General features: G+C 31.7%; 19 protein-coding genes. 10 read left to right on the forward strand and 9 right to left on the reverse strand.

Annotated features, from left to right (window positions below):
- Positions 1-128 precede the first annotated feature (128 nt).
- From BUB89_RS10145 to BUB89_RS10160, 4 genes are all read right to left on the reverse strand, one after another.
- Positions 129-1,622 carry a malate:quinone oxidoreductase gene (locus BUB89_RS10145; protein WP_073244646.1) on the reverse strand — a complete coding sequence of 498 codons (1,494 nt, stop codon included), beginning with the start codon at positions 1,620-1,622 and terminating at the stop codon, positions 129-131.
- Positions 1,623-1,734: 112 nt separating this feature from the next.
- The gene (ruvX, locus tag BUB89_RS10150) at positions 1,735-2,151 is read right to left on the reverse strand and encodes a Holliday junction resolvase RuvX (protein WP_073244648.1); all 417 of its coding nucleotides are present in this window, start codon (positions 2,149-2,151) and stop codon (positions 1,735-1,737) included.
- Position 2,152: 1 nt separating this feature from the next.
- Entirely contained in the window at positions 2,153-2,434 is a 282-nt protein-coding gene (locus tag BUB89_RS10155) for a type II toxin-antitoxin system RelE/ParE family toxin (RefSeq protein ID WP_073244650.1), read from the reverse strand.
- A complete protein-coding gene (locus tag BUB89_RS10160) occupies positions 2,424-2,657 on the reverse strand; it encodes a hypothetical protein (RefSeq protein WP_073244652.1) in 234 nt (77 codons plus the stop codon). The genes BUB89_RS10155 and BUB89_RS10160 overlap by 11 nt, the downstream gene beginning before the upstream one ends.
- A gap of 186 nt (positions 2,658-2,843) precedes the next feature.
- Between BUB89_RS10160 and BUB89_RS10165 the strand changes: the two genes are divergently transcribed.
- The 3 genes from BUB89_RS10165 to BUB89_RS10175 all read left to right on the forward strand — a co-directional run bounded on the left by BUB89_RS10165 (position 2,844) and on the right by BUB89_RS10175 (position 5,880).
- Complete coding sequence (locus BUB89_RS10165; RefSeq protein ID WP_073244654.1) at positions 2,844-3,659, forward strand: 2,3,4,5-tetrahydropyridine-2,6-dicarboxylate N-succinyltransferase; 816 nt, start codon at positions 2,844-2,846, stop codon at positions 3,657-3,659.
- A 115-nt stretch (positions 3,660-3,774) separates the two neighbouring features.
- Positions 3,775-4,839 (forward strand): glycosyltransferase family 9 protein, encoded by a 1,065-nt coding sequence (locus tag BUB89_RS10170; RefSeq protein WP_073244656.1) that lies wholly within the window; start codon positions 3,775-3,777, stop codon positions 4,837-4,839.
- Positions 4,840-4,842: 3 nt separating this feature from the next.
- Entirely contained in the window at positions 4,843-5,880 is a 1,038-nt protein-coding gene (locus BUB89_RS10175; RefSeq protein WP_083552680.1) for a CDP-glycerol glycerophosphotransferase family protein, read from the forward strand.
- Positions 5,881-5,883: 3 nt separating this feature from the next.
- Here the strand turns inward: BUB89_RS10175 and BUB89_RS10180 are convergent, their stop codons facing one another.
- Together BUB89_RS10180 and BUB89_RS10185 are read right to left on the reverse strand one after the other, a co-directional pair.
- The gene (locus BUB89_RS10180) at positions 5,884-6,651 is read right to left on the reverse strand and encodes a lipopolysaccharide kinase InaA family protein (RefSeq protein ID WP_073244659.1); all 768 of its coding nucleotides are present in this window, start codon (positions 6,649-6,651) and stop codon (positions 5,884-5,886) included.
- Between the two features lie 18 nt (positions 6,652-6,669).
- Positions 6,670-7,455 (reverse strand): DUF5672 family protein, encoded by a 786-nt coding sequence (locus tag BUB89_RS10185; RefSeq protein ID WP_073244661.1) that lies wholly within the window; start codon positions 7,453-7,455, stop codon positions 6,670-6,672.
- Between the two features lie 382 nt (positions 7,456-7,837).
- Here BUB89_RS10185 and BUB89_RS10190 point away from each other — a divergent pair, with 382 nt between their 5' ends.
- Together BUB89_RS10190 and BUB89_RS10195 are read left to right on the forward strand one after the other, a co-directional pair.
- Positions 7,838-9,025 (forward strand): glycosyltransferase family 4 protein, encoded by a 1,188-nt coding sequence (locus BUB89_RS10190; protein ID WP_159434573.1) that lies wholly within the window; start codon positions 7,838-7,840, stop codon positions 9,023-9,025.
- 5 nt (positions 9,026-9,030) lie between these two features.
- Positions 9,031-10,275, forward strand: a complete 1,245-nt coding sequence (locus tag BUB89_RS10195) for a glycosyltransferase (RefSeq protein WP_073244665.1) — start codon at positions 9,031-9,033, stop codon at positions 10,273-10,275.
- A gap of 54 nt (positions 10,276-10,329) precedes the next feature.
- On the opposite strand, the gene BUB89_RS10200 is transcribed toward BUB89_RS10195, so the two are convergent.
- Complete coding sequence (locus BUB89_RS10200; protein ID WP_073244667.1) at positions 10,330-12,162, reverse strand: ABC transporter ATP-binding protein; 1,833 nt, start codon at positions 12,160-12,162, stop codon at positions 10,330-10,332.
- A gap of 299 nt (positions 12,163-12,461) precedes the next feature.
- Between BUB89_RS10200 and BUB89_RS10205 the strand changes: the two genes are divergently transcribed.
- The 5 genes from BUB89_RS10205 (at position 12,462) to BUB89_RS10225 (ending at position 16,838) form a co-directional block, all read left to right on the forward strand.
- Complete coding sequence (locus BUB89_RS10205; RefSeq protein ID WP_073244669.1) at positions 12,462-13,031, forward strand: L-threonylcarbamoyladenylate synthase; 570 nt, start codon at positions 12,462-12,464, stop codon at positions 13,029-13,031.
- 36 nt (positions 13,032-13,067) lie between these two features.
- On the forward strand, positions 13,068-13,454 hold the full coding sequence (locus BUB89_RS10210) for a GxxExxY protein (RefSeq protein WP_073244671.1): 387 nt from the start codon (positions 13,068-13,070) through the stop codon (positions 13,452-13,454).
- Between the two features lie 24 nt (positions 13,455-13,478).
- Entirely contained in the window at positions 13,479-14,900 is a 1,422-nt protein-coding gene (locus BUB89_RS10215) for a CCA tRNA nucleotidyltransferase (protein ID WP_073244673.1), read from the forward strand.
- 86 nt (positions 14,901-14,986) lie between these two features.
- Positions 14,987-16,009, forward strand: coding sequence for a COX15/CtaA family protein (locus tag BUB89_RS10220; RefSeq protein WP_073244675.1), 1,023 nt, complete (start codon positions 14,987-14,989; stop codon positions 16,007-16,009).
- A 58-nt stretch (positions 16,010-16,067) separates the two neighbouring features.
- A complete protein-coding gene (locus BUB89_RS10225) occupies positions 16,068-16,838 on the forward strand; it encodes a CDP-alcohol phosphatidyltransferase family protein (RefSeq protein ID WP_073244677.1) in 771 nt (256 codons plus the stop codon).
- A 58-nt stretch (positions 16,839-16,896) separates the two neighbouring features.
- On the opposite strand, the gene BUB89_RS10230 is transcribed toward BUB89_RS10225, so the two are convergent.
- Together BUB89_RS10230 and BUB89_RS10235 are read right to left on the reverse strand one after the other, a co-directional pair.
- Positions 16,897-17,502, reverse strand: coding sequence for a thioredoxin family protein (locus tag BUB89_RS10230; RefSeq protein ID WP_073244679.1), 606 nt, complete (start codon positions 17,500-17,502; stop codon positions 16,897-16,899).
- Between the two features lie 11 nt (positions 17,503-17,513).
- Positions 17,514-17,990 carry a TlpA family protein disulfide reductase gene (locus BUB89_RS10235; protein ID WP_073244681.1) on the reverse strand — a complete coding sequence of 159 codons (477 nt, stop codon included), beginning with the start codon at positions 17,988-17,990 and terminating at the stop codon, positions 17,514-17,516.
- Between the last annotated feature and the right edge of the window lie 938 nt (positions 17,991-18,928).

The raw sequence follows: 18,928 nt of genomic DNA on the forward strand, positions 1-18,928 counted from the left end.
CATTTCATCAAATAGTTATCATATTTCCACCTTCTAAAAGCTTCTTTTTTTTACATTATAATCACACATAAAAAAATCCCAACATACAAATGCTGGGATTAGTTATATCCTTGGTAATCCAAAGTGTTTTATTTTAATTTAAGCACCTCGGCTGTATTTGCTCTCACTTCTTTTAACAACTCTGGATTTTCGTTTAATTTTTGTCCGTAAGAAGGAATCATTTTTTTGAATTTATCCTGCCATTCCGGAGTTTTCATTTCGTCTTTATAACATCTTCCTATGACATCAAGCATAATAGAAACCGCCGTTGACGCTCCTGGTGAAGCTCCCAGTAATACTGATAAAGTTCCGTCTGCTGAAGTAATTACCTCAGTACCAAATTCTAACTTACCACCTTCTTTTTCATCTTTCTTAATCACCTGTACGCGTTGTCCGGCACGTTCAATTACCCAATCCTTAGACTTCGCTCCCGGAACATATTCTCTTAAAGCTTTAATCCTGTCAGCAGGAGATTGACGCACTTGCTCAATAAGATATTTAGTCAATGGAATGTTTTTTATTCCAGCCATAACCATTGGCACAATATTGTCAAGTTGAATAGATTTTGGCAAATCAGAGTAGGATCCATTTTTCAGGAAACGTGTTGAAAAACCAGCAAAAGGTCCAAACAACAGTTGTTTCTCTCCATTAATCATTCGGGAATCAATATGTGGAACAGACATTGGGGGTGCACCCACACTTGCTTTACCATATACTTTAGATTCGTGTTTTGCAATTACTTCCGGGTTGGTGCATCTTAACCATTGCCCACTTACCGGGAAACCTCCAAAACCTTTTCCTTCCGGAATATCCGCTTTTTCTAATAAAGGTAAAGAACCTCCACCTGCACCAATAAACACAAATTTAGTATAGGCTTTTCGTTTATTACCTGAACTTAAATCGGTGATTTTTATTCTCCATGATTTGTCCTCACGTTGTCTTAACTTTCTAACTTCATGGTGGAAATACATATTTACACCTTCCATTTTAGTCAGGTAACCAAACATATTTCTTGTCAGTTCTCCAAAATTCACATCGGTTCCTATAGCCATAGAAGTTCCTGCTACTTTCTCCGATTCTTTTCTGCCTTCCATAACCAGCGGCATCCATTTTTTTAATTCAGCAAAATCAGTACTGAATTCCATTTCTTCAAAAAGCGGATTGGCCTGAAGGGCTTTAAAACGTTTTGTAAGATACTCCACGTTTTTATCTCCCCATACAAAACTGATATGCGGAATTCTTTTAATAAAATTTTCCGGAGCTGATACTTTTTCCTGCTGCACTAAATAAGCCCAAAATTGACGGGAAACTTCAAAAGATTCTGCAATACTGATCGCTTTTTTAGGATCAATACTTCCATCAGCTCCTTCGGGAGTATAATTTAATTCGCAAAATGCAGAATGCCCCGTTCCGGCATTATTCCATGCATCAGAGCTTTCGGCTGCTGCACTATCTAATCTTTCATAAATATCAATGGTAATATCAGGTTGTAATTCCTTCAGAATCAAACCTAAGGTAGCACTCATAATTCCAGCTCCAATAAGAACTACATCACTATTTGAGCGTATGGTTGTATCAGACATAATTGTGTTTTTTTATAAAGTGCAAAGATACTTTAATATTATCACAATTAAAAGGCTAATTCATCTCCAAAAAGTTACATTTATCACTAAACAATACGGTTTTGATAAATAATTAAAATGTTTTACGAGACAAATAATCCTGAAGCATTATAGTGGCCGAAATTTCGTCAATCAATGCTTTATTCTGACGCTGTTTTTTATTTAATCCGCTATCAATCATGGTTTGGAAAGCCATTTTAGAAGTAAAACGTTCATCAACACGAATCACTTTCATATCCGGAAAATGATTGGTAAAATGCGTTACAAATCCTTTAATAATGGAAGCGCTTTGCGAAGGTTCGCCGTTCATTTGTTTGGGTTCACCTATGAGTACCAACTCTACTTTTTCTTTCGAAAAATAATCTTTCAAAAAATCAATAGCCGTAGCACTGGGAATGGTTGTTAATCCCGATGCTATAATTTGCATTTCGTCAGTTACCGCAATTCCGGTACGTTTTTGACCGTAGTCTATGGAGAGAATTCTTGGCATTTTACAACGAATTTTTATGTTTTATGAAACCGAAAACTGAAATAATTTCTTGTTTTACATCTATATAATATACAATAGTGTATCCCTTAAAAACATAATCTCGAATGTTTTCATCCTTATAATATCTGGATTTTTTGAAATGAAATGGATTTTTTAAATCTTTCTTGATATTTTTAATTAAGTCAACCTTAAACTTTCTTGCAGCAATAGGTTTGTCTTTGGAAATATATCTAATCTGAATATCTAAATCCAATCTAAAATCTTTAGTGATTTCAATTTTCATATTCTGAAATAGTCTTTTCCAGAAACGCATCTAACTCTTCCAAAGAGCAACTTTCAGCTGTTCCGTTTTTAATCTTAGCCAAAGCAGCGTCTAATTTTTTCTTGTTTTCATCAAAATCTGCATCTTCCTGAACTATTTTTAGTTCATCCGAAGAAAAAGCACTCAAAACTTCTAAAATTTTGGCTTTAATATTGGGCTGAAATTCTAATCTAATGGTTTCCATAATTTTGAGTTTAGTATACAAAGATAAAACATTTGGGAATAGGTTGCTTTTTTTAGACAGTGAGTTTCTTACGTTTAGATAGGAATACTCAAAGCAATCGTAATAACGAAAAACTAACATTTTGCAAAAACTTTCACTTTTTGCTTTTACTTAAAAAGTCTATATTTGCCAAAAATTTATAGAACAATGAGCGCATTACAAACAATTATAGAACAAGCCTGGGAAAACAGAGCTTTGTTGCAGGAAGAAACAACAACTAACGCGATTAGAGAAGTTATCGAATTATTAGATTCTGGTAAACTACGTGTTGCTGAACCAAAAGGTGAAGGATGGCAAGTAAACGAATGGGTAAAAAAAGCGGTAGTAATGTACTTCCCTATTCAAAAAATGGAAACATTGGAAGCAGGAATTTTTGAATACCATGACAAAATGGAATTAAAAAGAGACTATGCTGAAAAAGGAGTTCGTGTAGTTCCTGGTGCTTCTGCCCGTTACGGTTCATATATTTCAAGCGGTGTTATTATGATGCCAAGCTATGTAAACATTGGTGCTTATGTTGATGCCGGAACCATGGTGGATACCTGGGCAACTGTAGGTAGCTGTGCTCAAATAGGTAAAGATGTTCACTTGAGTGGCGGTGTTGGTATTGGTGGTGTTTTAGAGCCATTACAAGCAGCTCCGGTTATCATTGAAGACGGTGCTTTTGTAGGTTCTCGTTGTATCGTTGTTGAAGGAGTTCACGTAGGTAAAGAAGCCGTTTTGGGTGCTAACGTATGTTTGACAGCATCTACTAAAATTATAGATGTAACTGGTGATGAGCCTGTTGAAATGAAAGGTTTTGTTCCTGCCCGTTCAGTAGTTATTCCAGGAAGTTATACTAAAAAATTCCCAGGTGGAGAATATCAGGTTCCTTGTGCTTTAATCATTGGAACCCGTAAACCATCTACTGATTTAAAAACATCTCTAAACAATGCGTTAAGAGAGTATGACGTAGCGGTATAATTTTTCTAATATTAGAAATTTTAAATATATAAATTCCAAATTACAGTCTGCAAAATGATTGTAATTTGGAATTTTTTGCTTCAATTTGTATTCTTTTAAAAGATTCAACTTCTACATGAAAATACTTGTAATTCAACAAAAAATGATTGGTGATGTGCTTGCCAGTAGTATTATTTGTAACAATCTACGCAAAGCTTATCCTGAAGCTCAAATAGATTATTTAGTCTACAAGGAAACCATTCCTGTATTAGAAGGCAATTCGAATATTGACACTATCATCCCTTTTGAAAAAAAACACAGAAAAAACAAAAAAGAACTTTTAGCGCTAGCTTTTCAGATTAGAGCAACAAAATACGATGTAATAATAGATGCTTATCTAAAATTAGAAAGTACACTTATAGTATTTTTAAGCGGTGCAAAAAAAACAATATCCTATAAGAAAAACTTTTTTTCCTATTTATATACCGATAAGGTTCCTTTTGCCATGAATCCAAAAACTCAAATGGGTTTAGCTATAGAAAGAAGACTTTCTTTATTAAATCCTTTGAAATTAACCATTGCAATTGATCCTTACCCCAAATTATTTGTTAGTACTGAAGAAAACCAACAAGCAATTGCAATTTTTAACAAACATGAAGTAAACAAAAGCAAAAAAACAGTAATGATTAGTCTTTTAGGAAGCGAGAATACTAAGACTTATCCACTGGATTACATGGCTCAAATAATTGATCATATTGCCACAAATAATGATGTAAATATTATTTTTAATTATCTTCCAAAACAAATAGAAGACGCTAAAATAATTTTTAATACTTGCGAAACAGCAACCCAAAAAAAAATCTATTTTGACTTATTAGGAAATGATTTAAGGACTTTTATTGCCCTTATGAATCAATGTGATGTAATTATAGGAAATGATGGAGGCGCCATAAATATGGCAAAAGCACTAAACAAGCCCACATATACTATTTTTTCTCCCTGGATAGATAAGGAAAGTTGGAGTACATTCGACGATGGCATAATAAACAAAGCCATCCATTTAAAAGATTTTTATCCCAATTTATTGACTACTAAAAACAGAAAAGAGCGTAAAAAAAACTATGCTCATTATTACAGCCTTTTAAAACCATCTCTTATCTTTGAGAGTTTAACTCATTTTTTAAATTCACATTTACATTAAACCATGTACAAATTCCTAATTTATATATCCTATTCATATAGCATCCCCATTGGAAAACCGCTTCAGGAAGAAATTGAACGACGCGGATATGAAGTATATTGGTTTTCTGACTTAGAGGAAACAAAACACTATTTCTCTAAAAGCGAAAAAATTCTCAACACGGTTAATGAGGTCATCAACTATAATCCTGACATTGTCTTAACAGCGACGGATAATGTTGCAGATTTTTTCTCAGGTATTAAAGTTCAAATTTTTCATGGTTTTTTATCCAATAAACGACAAGAAATGAATTCTCATTTCAAAATTCGTGGTTTCTTTGATCTCTATACCACTCAAGGTCCTTCTACAACAGTGATTTTTCAGCAATTAGCAAAAAAATATGGTTATTTTGAAGTTATAGAAACCGGCTGGTCTAAAGTAGATCCTTTATTCCCTATTGTTCCTAAACCAAAAACCGAAAAACCCGTAATCTTAATTTCTTCTACCTTTACCACAAGTTTGAGTCTTGCTAAAAATGATTTGGTTTACCAAGAAATAAAAAGATTGTCTGAAACCGGAAAATATCAGTTTTTATGTGTATTGCATCCTAAGTTAGAAGAAGAGATAAAATTAAAATTTATACAACTAGAAAATGAGCATTTTAGTTATTTTGACACTACTGACTTAACTCCTCTTTTCAAGCAAGCAGATTTGATGTTTTCTGACACGACATCTGCAATTGTTGAATTTTTGCTACAAGAAAAACCAGTTGTTACTTTTAAAACTAAAGTCCCATTTGAACATCTTATTGATGTTACAGTAGTTTCTGAAATTGAAAATGCAATTGATTTAGCTTTGACAAAACCCGAAAATATTATGAAAACTATTCGGGAATATATCGAATTGACTCATCCTTATTTTGATGGAAAATCCAGCGAGCGGGTAATTGATGCTTCTATTACTTTTTTTAATAAAGACAAATCCCACCTAAAATCAAAACCATGGAATTTAATTCGAAAATATAAGATTAGAAAATTGTTGAAATATTATAAATTGTGGTAAGCTTTATTTCCAAAATTTTAGTTTCTTTTTTAATCGTTTTTTTCGAGCAAATTTTTCCTGAAACTCAAAGGTTTCCTGCCACATTTTATCAAAAATTTCAGCTTCGGTTTTTTCAGTATAAAATTGTGAATATTCGTTGCTCATTACAGCAATCATACTTTTTTGAGGTGTAAGCCTGTTTAAGTTTTTCATTCTTTGTTCAAAAGTCATTTGCTGATGAAAATTCATTCTGTTCAAATCAACCAGGAAAAACTGATACTGACCCTCACTGCTTTTTTTAATTAAAGTGTTACCGGGAGAATGATCTAAAAATTCGATTCCTTTCTCATGCATGTTAAAACAAAAACGAGTAAACTGGCGTAAAATAATCTCATGCTCCGGATATTCCGGATTAGTAACTAATTCTCTAAAAGTCAATTCGGTTACAAGATGTTCACTAACATAATAACTTTCTTTTAATCCTACACTATCGTAATTCTCAAAATAAGCGATTGGTTGTGGTGTCCCGATTCCTTTTTCCAGTAAAACAGTAGCATACTCATAAGAACGTCTTGCTTTTGTTTTTCTGAAATATTTATAGGCGATTTTATTAATTAAATGCGGAATTTTAAAGGATTTAATATTGATTGTTTTTCCTTCAAGTTCAAACAACTTTATTTTATTTCTTTTTCCATCCCCAAAAAGAGTTCCCTGTGAATTGAAGTTATTAATAAAATTGTTTATTTCTGTCTGATTTATTATAATTCTATTCGATTCAAATTTTGTAGTCATAAATCTAGAAAATCAATTTTAATATTTGTTAATTATTGGTTTCCAAAACTCAGTTACTTTGGGCTTATTTATTCCATGACATCCAAAAGGAAGTACATTCTTAGTTAATTTCATAGCAAGTTCAGGTTTTCTATCCATTCCAAAAAAAACAGCTTCTTTGTAATCCGGAATTTTGAAATTTTCATCAAACTCCGGAGCTTTTAAAGACCAAAAAACATCTTCAATTGCATAAATTTTCTTTTCTTTTTGATTTAAAAAATCAAAAATGAATTGATGCTTATCTTTAGCAATCGCTAAATGAGAAGCCACTTTTCTAAGAGAAAAACCTCCATTACCAACTTTATAAAAAATTTGTTGTCTCTCTTTTTTCTTTTTAGACCAAAATATTCTGGCAATTTTATCAAAAATTTTCATTCCTAATGAATCTATTGGTGTAGCAATCCACGGTGATCCAATATAATCATATCCTTTATTGCACCATTTTTCCAAATCATCTTTAAAAACAAAAGCATCTAACTGATAAATTAAAATATACTCACTATCCGAAAATCTTTCGTAAAACAAAGAATTCAACAGCAATTCATTATAACCTTTAATAGATTTAAAATAATATTCAGGAAAGCTTTCTGTAGTTATTCTTTGATTTATTTCAGACAAATACGAATAGTTTAATCCATCAGGATGGACAATTACAATTTCATAATTTTTCAAAACCTTACAACATTGTAAAAATGATTTTTCTTCAAGTTCACCAAAAAATTCTCTATAAACAGGGATAACTACTTTTACTAAATGTTCAGACATATATTTTATATTAAATCTAAAATTTCAAGCTTCTTTAGTCTTTAACAAACTTGTTTGAACTTTCTTAAAAATTGAAATCAACATCACAAAAATAATCTTATAAATAATAAAACCTGATTATTTATAAATTAAATTTTCAAATATTATAGAATTTAATTCCATATAACTCTTAAACACGATATAAACAATATGCATATGTATGAATTGTTTTTATTTCCTACCACATGGTAATTAACTCATGCCTGAAACAATTAATCCTTTGCTGACTCTTTATTAAAATTAACAAGCAACCTTTTTAAAATTCAAGCATCTTAACTTAAAATAATAAAAGAATAATATCTAAAATTATTTTCATTAATAATCCATGATTGCTAAAAAAGCTATGAAAATAATAAAGTCTATACAAATCCATTTTAAGAAAAAAAAAGAATTAAAAAGACACGGTATTACTTTTATACCAAATCTTGAGTTGTACAATTATGATCAAAAAACAATTGTATTTGTAAGCAACTCCTTACCTAAATATGATCAGGATTCTGGTTCTAACCGATTTAAGGAAATAATCATTTCATATAAAGAAATGGGTTATAACTGCATCATTTGTGTAGAAAACATTTTTAAAATTGATAAATATGTTACCTTTTTTAAAGAGTTGGGGGTTATTGTCTATTTAGAGAGCAATCTATTCAAAAATTATATTGCTTTTTTACAATCGATTCCCCATATTGATTATATCTGGTATAATGGACCAAAAAACTTTAATAAATACTTATATAAACTTTCCACGTGTTTCCCTCTTTCAAAATCTATCTTTGACATGATTGACATTCATTTTTTAAGATACAAAAGAGCTATCGAATTAGATCCTTTTCGAATTTCACTAAGGAAAAAATATTATCATTATTATAAAATTGAAACTCAGTTAGCAAAAAAAGCTGATATCATTATTGCCATATCAGAAGTAGAAAAAGAAATCATGTCTCAGTACTTAAAAGAAAGTCTGATTTTGTTAATTTCAAATATACATTATTGCAAAATAGAAGAGAGTAAAATTGCTCCATTCGAAAAGAGGAATGATATTTTATTTATTGGTTCTTCACATGAACCAAATATTGATGCTATCCATTATTTATATGAAGAAATAATGCCAAAAGTCTGGCTAAAATTACCTAACATAAAGGTTAACGTAATAGGGAATGTAAAAAACAAAATTCATTCCATTTCCCATCCCAATTTTAAATTATTAGGATTTGTAGAAAATATTGAATCCTATTTTATTTCTTCTAAACTAATGGTTGCACCTTTGCGATACGGAGCAGGAGTAAAAGGTAAAATAGGTCAGTCTTTTGAGTATTTCCTTCCTGTAGTTACAACCCCAATAGGAGCTGAAGGAATGTTTTTAGAAAACAAAAAGAATGCTTATATATCTGAAACTGCTGACGAATTCTCTAAACAGATAATCAAACTTTATAATGATAAAGAAATTTGGTCAAAATTATCGGACAACTCAGCCCAAAGTCTTTATCCTTTTTCCAAAGAAAAATTAAAATCTGTATTAAAAGAAATTTAAAAAAAATGGAAAATACCATTATTAATTATCATGCTACTTTTTCCAAAACCTCTGGTATTTCAGAAGCTGCAAGAGCCAATTTTGCAGCACTAAAAAACTCTTTTCTCTCCGTTAACAAAGTTAATTACATTGAGAAAGGAGACCGCTTTATTAAAGAAAGTATACTTTTATCTGACTCAAATAATGGTGAAATAATTAATATTTATCATATCAATATTAATGATATTTCTCGTTTTCTTTTAAATAATAACATAGATTCGTCTTCAAACAGTTATAATATTGCTTACTGGGCTTGGGAATTCAATAAACTTCTGGAAGAATATATCGATTTGCTTTCCCTTTTTGATGAGATATGGGTTCCAAGCGGCTTTTGCCAAAATGTATTCGCTTCCTATTCTTTTAAACCAGTTATAAAAATCCCTCATTTAATTGAAGCTATTGAAGTTGAGAAAAATAAATCAAAAATAGAGTTACAAGATAAATTTGTTTTTTTATCCATATTTGACTCACTGAGCACACCTGAAAGAAAAAACACCGATGGTCTTATTCAATGCTTTTTAGACACATTTCCTAATACCACTAACGTTGTATTAATCTTAAAAACAGTTAATTTAGAAAAAAACAAACGCCTTTACAAAGAACTTATTGAAAAGACAAAAAACCAAAATTCCATAATTCTTATTAACGAAAACTATACTAAAAAAGAACTTATACAGCTTATAGATTCCTGTCATTCGTATGTTTCGCTACATCGGGCAGAAGGTTTTGGACTTACTCTTGCCGAGGCTATGCTAAGGTATAAAATAGTTATTGGGACAGCTTATTCAGGAAATTTAGAATTCATGAATAATCAAAACAGTTTTCTGGTTCCCTATCAATTACTTCAAAAAGATAAAGATTCCGGTTTTATAAAGCAGGGTTATGAATATGCCGAACCGGATATTGAAAATGCAAAGAAAATTTTAAAGTTGGTGTACGATAATTATGAAAATCTGGAAGACATAAAACTAAATGCCCAACAAACCATAGAAAATTACTTTAGTAAAGAAAATATTGGGAATTTAATGCGGTCCCGATTAGAGAAAATAAATGTTTTATTTGAAGAAAAAAACAATATCTCTTTACAAAAAAACAACAATCTAATCACCGAAAACATACGGCTGAAAAACGATATTAAGAAATACGAAAAGAATCTGTTTATAAAGATAAAAACGCTTCTTACTCACAAAAAAGAAAAAACCAATCGGTAATTTCAGTTATTTATCAAACCTTTTTTAGTACCAGGTTTGTATTAATTGTTAGAATCAATTCACTTCCAACGACTGTAAACTTACCAGATTAGCATAATTACCATTCTTGTTTAACAACTCCTCGTGAGTTCCTTGTTCCACAATTCTTCCTTTACTCATTACCACGATTAAATCGGCATTTTGAATGGTTGACAAACGGTGTGCAATCACAATCGATGTTCTGTTTTCCATCATGTTTTCTAATCCTACCTGTACTAATTTTTCCGATTCGGTATCTAAAGCTGATGTGGCTTCGTCCAGAATCATAATCGGAGGATTCTTCATCACCGCTCTGGCAATTGCCACACGCTGACGCTGTCCGCCTGACAACATTCCGCCTCCATCACCTACAGGACTGTTGTATTGCTCCGGGAATTCCGAAATAAAATTATGAGCATTCGCTACTTTTGCAGCACTTATTATAGCATCCATACTAGGATTATCAATGCTTAACGAAATATTATTAGCAATGGTATCGTTAAACAAAATAGAATCCTGAGCTACAATTCCCATTTGTTTTCGCAAAGAATTGGTCGTAACGTCCTTGATATTGACACCGTCAAAGGTGATACTTCCTTCGGTAACATCATACAATCGGGTAACCAAATTTGCCAAAGTAGATTTTCCACTACCCGATTCTCCTACTAATGCGACTCTTTTTCCTTTTGGAACAGTCAGATTAAAATCTCTTAAAACATATTCCGAATCATATTTAAACGAAACATTCGTAAACTTAATTTCACTTTTAAATTCGGTGATTTCTTTAGCATCCGGATTGTCTTTTAACGGATTGGTCGCATCCAGAATAAAAGCAACTCTTTCATAAGCAGCATTCCCGCCCATCAAAGCCTGATTAGCCTTAGTAATCGATTTAGCCGGTGTTAATATCTGATAGGCTAATCCCATGTAAGCTATAAAAGCACTACCACTCATCGAACCATCAATTAAAACTAAAGATCCTCCATAAACTAACAAAATAGAGATTACAAAAATCCCTAAAAATTCACTCATAGGACCGGCAAGACTCATTCTGACTCCAATTTTGTTATTCAGATTGTTGATAAATTCTGTAGAATTTAAGTAACGTCGAATAAAGAAATTCTCTGATGTAAAGTTTTTAATCACTTTTATCCCGCCCAGAGTTTCTTCGATATCGGATAATAAATGTCCTTCCAAAGAAAAAATATCTCCTGACTGACTTTTAATCGATTTACTCATTCTGGATATTAAAAACCCGGAAATTGGCAGAAAAAGAAATACAAAAATGGTTAATTTCCAACTTATAAAAAACATAGATGCCAATGTAAATACAATAGTCAAAGGCTCACTAACCATCATCAAAATACTTAAGAAAGCACTTTTTATCGTATTAATATCTGAGGTCATTCTCGAAATCAAATCTCCTTTTCTTTCATTCGAGAAAAAAGAAACCGGTAAACTGATGACTTTTTGATACACATCATTTCTCAAATCTTTTAAAATTCCGTTATTCAGATACGTCATGTAAACTATCGAAATAAAATTGAACAGATTTTTTAATAAAAATGTTGTCAATACAAATACCACCATCCATATCAAAGTGCTTAAAGCGCCGTTGGTTTCGGTGTTTTGTGTAATAAAATAATTTAGTGAATTTTCTAAATAACTTTTGTCTAAACTTTTAAAACCTTCATAAACCGGTTTTACACGCACTTTTTCACCATCAGAAAACAATACTTTCATTAATGGAAACAGTGAAAGCATCGAAATAGCCGAAAAAAAGGCATATAAAACATTAAAAATGATGCTGATTATTAAATTTTTCTTGTGAGGTATTAAATACTTTAAAAAGCGTTTGAAATTTTTCATTGAGAAGACTAAACTATATAATTTTTTAGGAATCTTTTTTGCGTACAAAGATAAAATTAAAATAGTATTAAACCTAGCAAATCAAAGGGAAGAGCCTATAAATTAACAACTTTTAGGTATTTATTTTCCGCTGCTAATTCTATATTCAATTTTGATAAAATTTACAAAGAACAAAACACCCTTTTTTAACAAAATCAGCCTTATTTTCTCCCTCAGATGTATATAAATACCTGAAAATTTCATCAATATTTTTTGTTCCTTTGCAATTATCAATTTATCACTTGTATTTTTTATATCAAATGGAAAATCTAAACGAAGAAGTTCATAAAGCTTTTGAAATAATTAAAGAAGGCGGAATCATCCTTTATCCCACCGACACTGTTTGGGGAATAGGTTGTGATGCTACAAACCCCGATGCTATTGCAAAAATTTATGCTTTAAAACAACGGGAAGAAACCAAAAGCATGATTGTTTTGATGAATGGCGAAAAAATGCTGTACAACGTTTTTAAAGAAATTCCTGAAGTGGCATGGCAAATCATGGATTTATCTGAAAAACCTACGACACTAATCCTGGACAACCCAAGAAATGTTGCTCCAAATATCATTGCACCTGACAAAACCCTGGGAATCAGACTAATTAAAGAGCCTTTTTGTTTTAAATTACTGGAACGAATGAAGAAACCCTTAGTATCCACTTCGGCTAATATTTCAGGTCAGCCCACTCCAAAAAGTTTCAAAGAAATCAGTCCCGAAATTATAAAAGGCGTGGACTATGTTGTAAATTTGCATCGCGAAAAAATTTGCCAGAACCCGTCAACAATTATTAAATTGACTAATGATTCTCAGGTAAAAGTGATACGGAAATAAATATTTACCGCAAATTCGCAAATTATTTTTACTCGTATGGAAGAAAAATACATTTACAAGGAAGAAAATTACAAAATAGTAGGCATTCTATTTGAAGTACATAAAAATTTGGGGAAAGGATTTTCTGAAATTGTATATAAGGATGCTATCGAATATGAATTCCTAAAACAAAATATTCCATTTCAACGAGAAAAAGAGTTTTCAGTTAAATATAAAGACACGACTTTAAAACATAAATTTTATGCAGATTTTGTAGTTTATGATAAAATTATTCTTGAAATAAAAACTGTTGATTGTTTCAACAACAGTCATTACAATCAGTGTTTAAACTACCTCAAAATCTCTAAAAACAAATTAGCAATACTTGCCAATTTCAACTTAATATCATTAGAATATAAACGTATTATAGATTCAAAAAATTAATTTGCGAATTTGCGGTAATCCATTATGAACTACAAATCATCTCTACATAATCCAATTTTCGAAGTTATTTCTCAAGCATCCAAAGCGCTTAACGTGGACAGCTATGTCATAGGCGGTTTTGTGAGGGATTTAATTTTAGGACGGGATTTTAAAAAAGACATCGATATTGTTGCTGTAGGCAGCGGAATCGAACTGGCCTTAAAAGTATCTGAATTACTCCCTAAAAAACCAAAAGTTCAGGTTTTTAAGACCTACGGAACTGCCATGCTGCGATTTGAAGACACCGAAATCGAATTTGTAGGTGCCCGAAAAGAATCTTATACACACGACAGCAGAAACCCTGTTGTAGAAAACGGAACGCTGGAAGACGATCAAAACCGACGTGATTTTACCATTAACGCATTAGCATTATCATTAAGTGAAAACAATTTTGGTGAATTGCTGGATCCTTTTAATGGTTTGCAGGACATAGAAAATAAAATTCTGAAAACCCCATTAGATCCGGACATTACTTTTTCTGATGATCCGCTCCGAATGATGCGGGCCATCCGGTTTGCCACACAATTAAATTTTGAAATTGAGAAAAATTCGCTTCAGTCTATCACAAAAAATGCGGAGCGTATCAAAATCATTTCCGGTGAACGAATTGTTGATGAACTGAACAAAATTCTGGCTACAGATAAGCCTTCAATTGGTTTTTTACATTTATACAAAACAGGCCTTTTAGATTTGTTAATCCCGGAATTAACAGCATTAAATCAGGTAGAAGAAATTGAAGGACAAACCCATAAAAACAATTTTTATCACACACTTGAAGTGGTAGATAATATTTGTCCAAATACGGATGATGTCTGGTTACGATGGGCGGCATTATTACACGATATTGGAAAAGCACCTACCAAACGTTTCAATAAAAAACAAGGCTGGACTTTTCACGGTCACGAGTTTTTAGGCGGAAAAATGGTCAAAAAACTCTTTGAACGCCTGCACATGCCTTTGAATCAAAAAATGAAATTTGTTCAAAAAATGGTAGTTATGAGTTCGCGTCCTATTGTTTTATCTCAGGATCTTGTAACCGATTCCGCTGTTCGCAGACTGGTTTTTGATGCAGGTGAAGATGTTGAAAATTTGATGACACTTTGCGAAGCAGACATTACCACTAAGAACCCGGCAAAATTCAAGAAATACCATAAAAACTTTGAGATTGTTCGAAAGAAAATCGTTGAAGTTGAAGAGAAAGATTCTATTCGGAATTTCCAACCACCTATTTCGGGCGAAGAAATTATGGAGATCTTTAATTTAAAACCTTCCCGAGAAATTGGTGTTTTAAAAGAAGCAGTTAAAGAAGCAATTTTAGAAGGTGAGATTCCAAATGAATACGAAGCGGCTTATGAATTTGTGATCAAAAGAGCTAAGAAACTGGGATTAGAAAAAATTACAAAATAACTAAATCATAAAGTTCGAAAATAAAAAATCATTAAGTTCGTTTACAAATAGACAAAACCCTAATGTTCTAAAATAAAGAATACAAAATGAAAAAAGAGAATAAACCCGTTATTATCTGGCTACTTTCAGGCTGTGTGTTAATTTTTATAATGGTCATAGTAGGCGGTATCACCAGATTGACTAATTCCGGTTTATCCATGACCGACTGGCATTTGATCACGGATACACTTCCTCCGCTTACGGAAGCTAAATGGCATGAAGCTTTCGAGCAATACAAGAAATTTCCTGAATATCAAAAAATCAACATACACAATGATTTCACCATTGATGATTACAAGTACATCTATTTCTGGGAGTGGTTTCACCGTTTTATAGGTCGTGCTATCGGGATGGTATTTATCATTCCTTTTATTTATTTTTTAATTCGAAGAAAACTGGACAAGAGTACTATAAAAAAATGCATTATTCTGCTGTTATTGGGAGGATTGCAAGGCTTTTTTGGATGGTTTATGGTAAAAAGCGGATTAATAGACAATCCTGATGTAAGCCATTTCAGACTTGCTTTACATCTTACCACTGCTTTTATTACATTTGCTTATACCTTTTGGGTAGCCTTAGATTTGATTTATCCTGTAAAGAGAAATATAGAAAAATCATTACGTAAAATAGCCCGCTATGCGATGTTTTTTCTGTTATTGCAAATTATCTACGGCGGTTTTGTTGCAGGATTAAATGCAGGATTAATTCACAATCACTGGCCATTGATGAGTGATGGACAATTCATACATGAGAGTGTTTTTCTGGAGCAGGACAGCCTTCTTTTAAGTTTCACCGAAGGCAAGAGTGGCGTACAATTCATTCACAGAACCCTAGCTTATGTGGTGGTAGGAATGATGCTGTATTTATATATCGAAAGCAAAAAATATATTTTAGATTTCAATCAGAAAAAAGGAATTCTGACATTAGTTTTTCTTGTTTTTGTACAATTTGCCCTGGGAGTATTTACTTTACTTTACGGAGTACCTTTATGGCTGGGATTAATTCATCAGGTAAATGCTTTTTTCCTGTTATTAGCCATGACCTATACTTTGCACAGATTGTCTAAGTAATCAAAATAAACTATATTTACATGGACTATATTGTCGCATCTTCTGTTCCTTTTTTATAATGTCTAAACTTGCTGCACATGATAAATTTTTAGATTTATCCGATTACGGAAGGCCTTTGGGAAAATTAATAGCCAATTCATTAAAAAATACCCGGTTTACCCCTATTCATGTCACACTTTTGTTTGGCATTTCAGGGATTGTGGGTATTTATTGCATTTGGAGTAATCATTATGTATGGGCGGGATTTTTTATACTTTTAAAATCTATTATTGATGCAGCCGACGGGGAATTAGCCCGCATAAAAAACACACCGTCCTACAGCGGAAGATATCTGGATAGTATTTTTGACATCATCCTTAACTTTTTATTTTTTCTGACTATTTGCTACGTTTCTGCCACCTCATTATGGTTGACCTTATTGTCTTTTTGCTGCATTCAGTTACAGGGCACTTTATACAATTATTACTATGTCATTTTAAGAACCAAGTCCATTGGTGGCGATTCAACGAGTAAAATTTTCGAATATAAATCTCCTAAGGCACTTCCGGGAGAAAGCCAGAAAGCAGTTGATTTTCTTTTCCGGATTTATACGATGGTCTATGGTATTTTTGATAAAATCATCCACACTTTAGACCCTGAAGCTTATAAAGTAAAAACATTTCCTAACTGGTTCATGACCTTTCTTTCACTGTACGGCTTAGGGTTTCAATTATTACTGATTGCCGTATTACTGCCCTTAGGCTGGATAGAAATAATCATTCCCTTTTTTATTAGCTATTCCTTATTGATTTTTGTTTTAATAGGAATCCGCAGAATTTACATTAAATAAAAAAAGAGTAAAAACGGCTTGTTTTTACTCTTTTTTCCATAAAATATTACTTAACGTATTATTTTTTCGTTTTAATCGTACAGCCAATAGCTTTTGTTAGTTCCGGTGATGGTGTTTCTCCTTTTTCTAATGCAGCAATCGCATTTTCAAGGTATTTTTCTTTTACATCAGTTGCACTATCCACATTATCATCTATCGCTCCAATGTATTTTACCACACGGTTTTTATCCAATAAAAAAGCATGAGGCGTTTTAGTAGCACCATATTGCGGATAAATCTTCTGTCCCTCATCAAACAGATAAGGAAACGCAAATCCTTTCTCTTTAGCCCTTACTTTCATTAATTCGAAGCTATCTTCCGGTTGCACGGCAGGATCATTCGGATTAATTGCAAGCAAAATATAGCCTTTTGATTTGTATTTTTTAGCCAAATCATTAATTCTGTCTTCATACTTTACAGCAAAAGGACAATGATTACAGGTGAAAACCACTATATACCCTTTGGCATTTTTATAATCAGCCATGCTATACATTTTTCCATCTACAGATTTTAACTTAAAATCAGTAGCGGTATCCCCAATTTTATAGGAGGAAGGCGCATTTGAGGTAAAAGCTGCCAGACAAAAGACAGCAACAAATAACAAAACAGGAGATAAAATTTTCATAGTTAATATTGTTAATTAATATTCGAATTCACAAATTGGTCTAATTCTTCATAGCTGGTAAACATCTTTTCTACAAATACTTTTTTACCATTTTTTATAATTAAAGTTGCCGGAATAGAACCCGACCAGTCTTTATCTACGGTAGGCAACCAGGAATTATAATCCTTATCAGTAAGTAAAACCACTTCTGATTTTATGTTCTTCTTTTTTATAAAAGGTAATAATTTTGCCTCATACTGATCTTTAAAATCCAGGCTGACAAGTACTACTTTTACCTTTTTATTTTCTGAATTGAGTTGTTCAAAATGGGGTAATTCTTTCACACATGGAGCACACCAGGTAGCCCAAAAGTTCACCACATAAGTTGTGTTTTCATCATTCAAGACTGTCTTTTCAATATCAGCATAACGATCAAAAACAGCCACTTTTTGAGCCTGAATCTGAACAGAAAAAAGAAACATAAAAGCTCCTAAAATATACCATTTCATATTAGTTATTTTTTAAATTATCAATCGAACGAATTTACAATCTTTAAACTGTTTTCCTTTCTCTATTAACATAAAATTATTACTCGAAGCATCCGGAAAAAGCTTCTCGGTTCATCAAAAAAAGAGCCTCATCCGGAGTAAAAAAAACACCTTTTTTTCTTTCTAAAAACAGTCCGAAAAAAATGCAAAAAAAATGATTTTTTCAGCCCCCTTTTTAAGCTGAATTAAGGGCTAAAAAACCTACTTAAATTACACTCGAAAAACCACTAAAAAAACCTTCTGAAAAGCAGCAAAAATCCTTCCTGATTTTACTGCTTTTTACACTAGATTTAAAACAGAAAAGATTCTAAAATTTGAGTCTGAAAATAATTTCCTGAACTCAAAACTAAATTTTAATTCCAATATTTTTTCTCCAAAAAAAATTAATCTCATTTTTAGCAAGAAAGAAAATAACGCTTTTCAGAATCCAAAATTGGTTTAAAAATAAAGTTGTAAAAACGTTTTTTAAACGAACTAATAATTATATTTTTACCAAACATAACTGCAAAAATAAATTAAAAATAATTTTGTCTCAAAAAATCAAAATCCTTAATAAAACGGAGATAAAATCAGTTATAAATCACCTAAATTCATTAAAAAAGCACTATAGAAATAATCTATAACTACAATTTAAAAAATTATATTCCAGTACATTAAAAATAATTACCTAAACAAAAAAGTTAAGCAACTGATTTTTAATTAACATCACACTTAATCCTATCCAAAAAACTAAAAACCTCAACAAAAACAAATAAATTAAAAACAATAATTACATTTACCTAAATAATTACTTTAAATAAAAAACAATCAAAAAAACACCCCTTTTTAGCACCTGAGAAGGCATCAAAAAAACACCTTTCCATTACCTTCAAATTGAATTTCGAAAAACAGCTTTGTCT

The sequence above is a fragment of the Flavobacterium flevense genome (assembly GCF_900142775.1).
GTDB classification, from domain to species: domain Bacteria; phylum Bacteroidota; class Bacteroidia; order Flavobacteriales; family Flavobacteriaceae; genus Flavobacterium; species Flavobacterium flevense.

Bases quoted from the DNA above. Each gene is read 5' to 3' on its own strand.
- BUB89_RS10185 (WP_073244661.1), bottom strand. From the start codon at position 7,455: ATGTCTGAACATTTAGTAAAAGTAGTTATCCCTGTTTATAGAGAATTT.
- ruvX (WP_073244648.1), bottom strand. From the start codon at position 2,151: ATGCCAAGAATTCTCTCCATAGACTACGGTCAAAAACGTACCGGAATT.
- BUB89_RS10235 (WP_073244681.1), bottom strand. From the start codon at position 17,990: ATGAAATGGTATATTTTAGGAGCTTTTATGTTTCTTTTTTCTGTTCAG.
- BUB89_RS10220 (WP_073244675.1), top strand. From the start codon at position 14,987: ATGAAAAAAGAGAATAAACCCGTTATTATCTGGCTACTTTCAGGCTGT.
- BUB89_RS10225 (WP_073244677.1), top strand. From the start codon at position 16,068: ATGTCTAAACTTGCTGCACATGATAAATTTTTAGATTTATCCGATTAC.
- BUB89_RS10160 (WP_073244652.1), bottom strand. From the start codon at position 2,657: ATGGAAACCATTAGATTAGAATTTCAGCCCAATATTAAAGCCAAAATT.
- BUB89_RS10215 (WP_073244673.1), top strand. From the start codon at position 13,479: ATGAACTACAAATCATCTCTACATAATCCAATTTTCGAAGTTATTTCT.
- BUB89_RS10155 (WP_073244650.1), bottom strand. From the start codon at position 2,434: ATGAAAATTGAAATCACTAAAGATTTTAGATTGGATTTAGATATTCAG.
- BUB89_RS10180 (WP_073244659.1), bottom strand. From the start codon at position 6,651: ATGACTACAAAATTTGAATCGAATAGAATTATAATAAATCAGACAGAA.
- BUB89_RS10195 (WP_073244665.1), top strand. From the start codon at position 9,031: ATGGAAAATACCATTATTAATTATCATGCTACTTTTTCCAAAACCTCT.
- BUB89_RS10170 (WP_073244656.1), top strand. From the start codon at position 3,775: ATGAAAATACTTGTAATTCAACAAAAAATGATTGGTGATGTGCTTGCC.
- BUB89_RS10190 (WP_159434573.1), top strand. From the start codon at position 7,838: ATGAAAATAATAAAGTCTATACAAATCCATTTTAAGAAAAAAAAAGAA.
- BUB89_RS10230 (WP_073244679.1), bottom strand. From the start codon at position 17,502: ATGAAAATTTTATCTCCTGTTTTGTTATTTGTTGCTGTCTTTTGTCTG.
- BUB89_RS10175 (WP_083552680.1), top strand. From the start codon at position 4,843: ATGTACAAATTCCTAATTTATATATCCTATTCATATAGCATCCCCATT.
- BUB89_RS10145 (WP_073244646.1), bottom strand. From the start codon at position 1,622: ATGTCTGATACAACCATACGCTCAAATAGTGATGTAGTTCTTATTGGA.
- BUB89_RS10205 (WP_073244669.1), top strand. From the start codon at position 12,462: ATGGAAAATCTAAACGAAGAAGTTCATAAAGCTTTTGAAATAATTAAA.
- BUB89_RS10165 (WP_073244654.1), top strand. From the start codon at position 2,844: ATGAGCGCATTACAAACAATTATAGAACAAGCCTGGGAAAACAGAGCT.
- BUB89_RS10200 (WP_073244667.1), bottom strand. From the start codon at position 12,162: ATGAAAAATTTCAAACGCTTTTTAAAGTATTTAATACCTCACAAGAAA.
- BUB89_RS10210 (WP_073244671.1), top strand. From the start codon at position 13,068: ATGGAAGAAAAATACATTTACAAGGAAGAAAATTACAAAATAGTAGGC.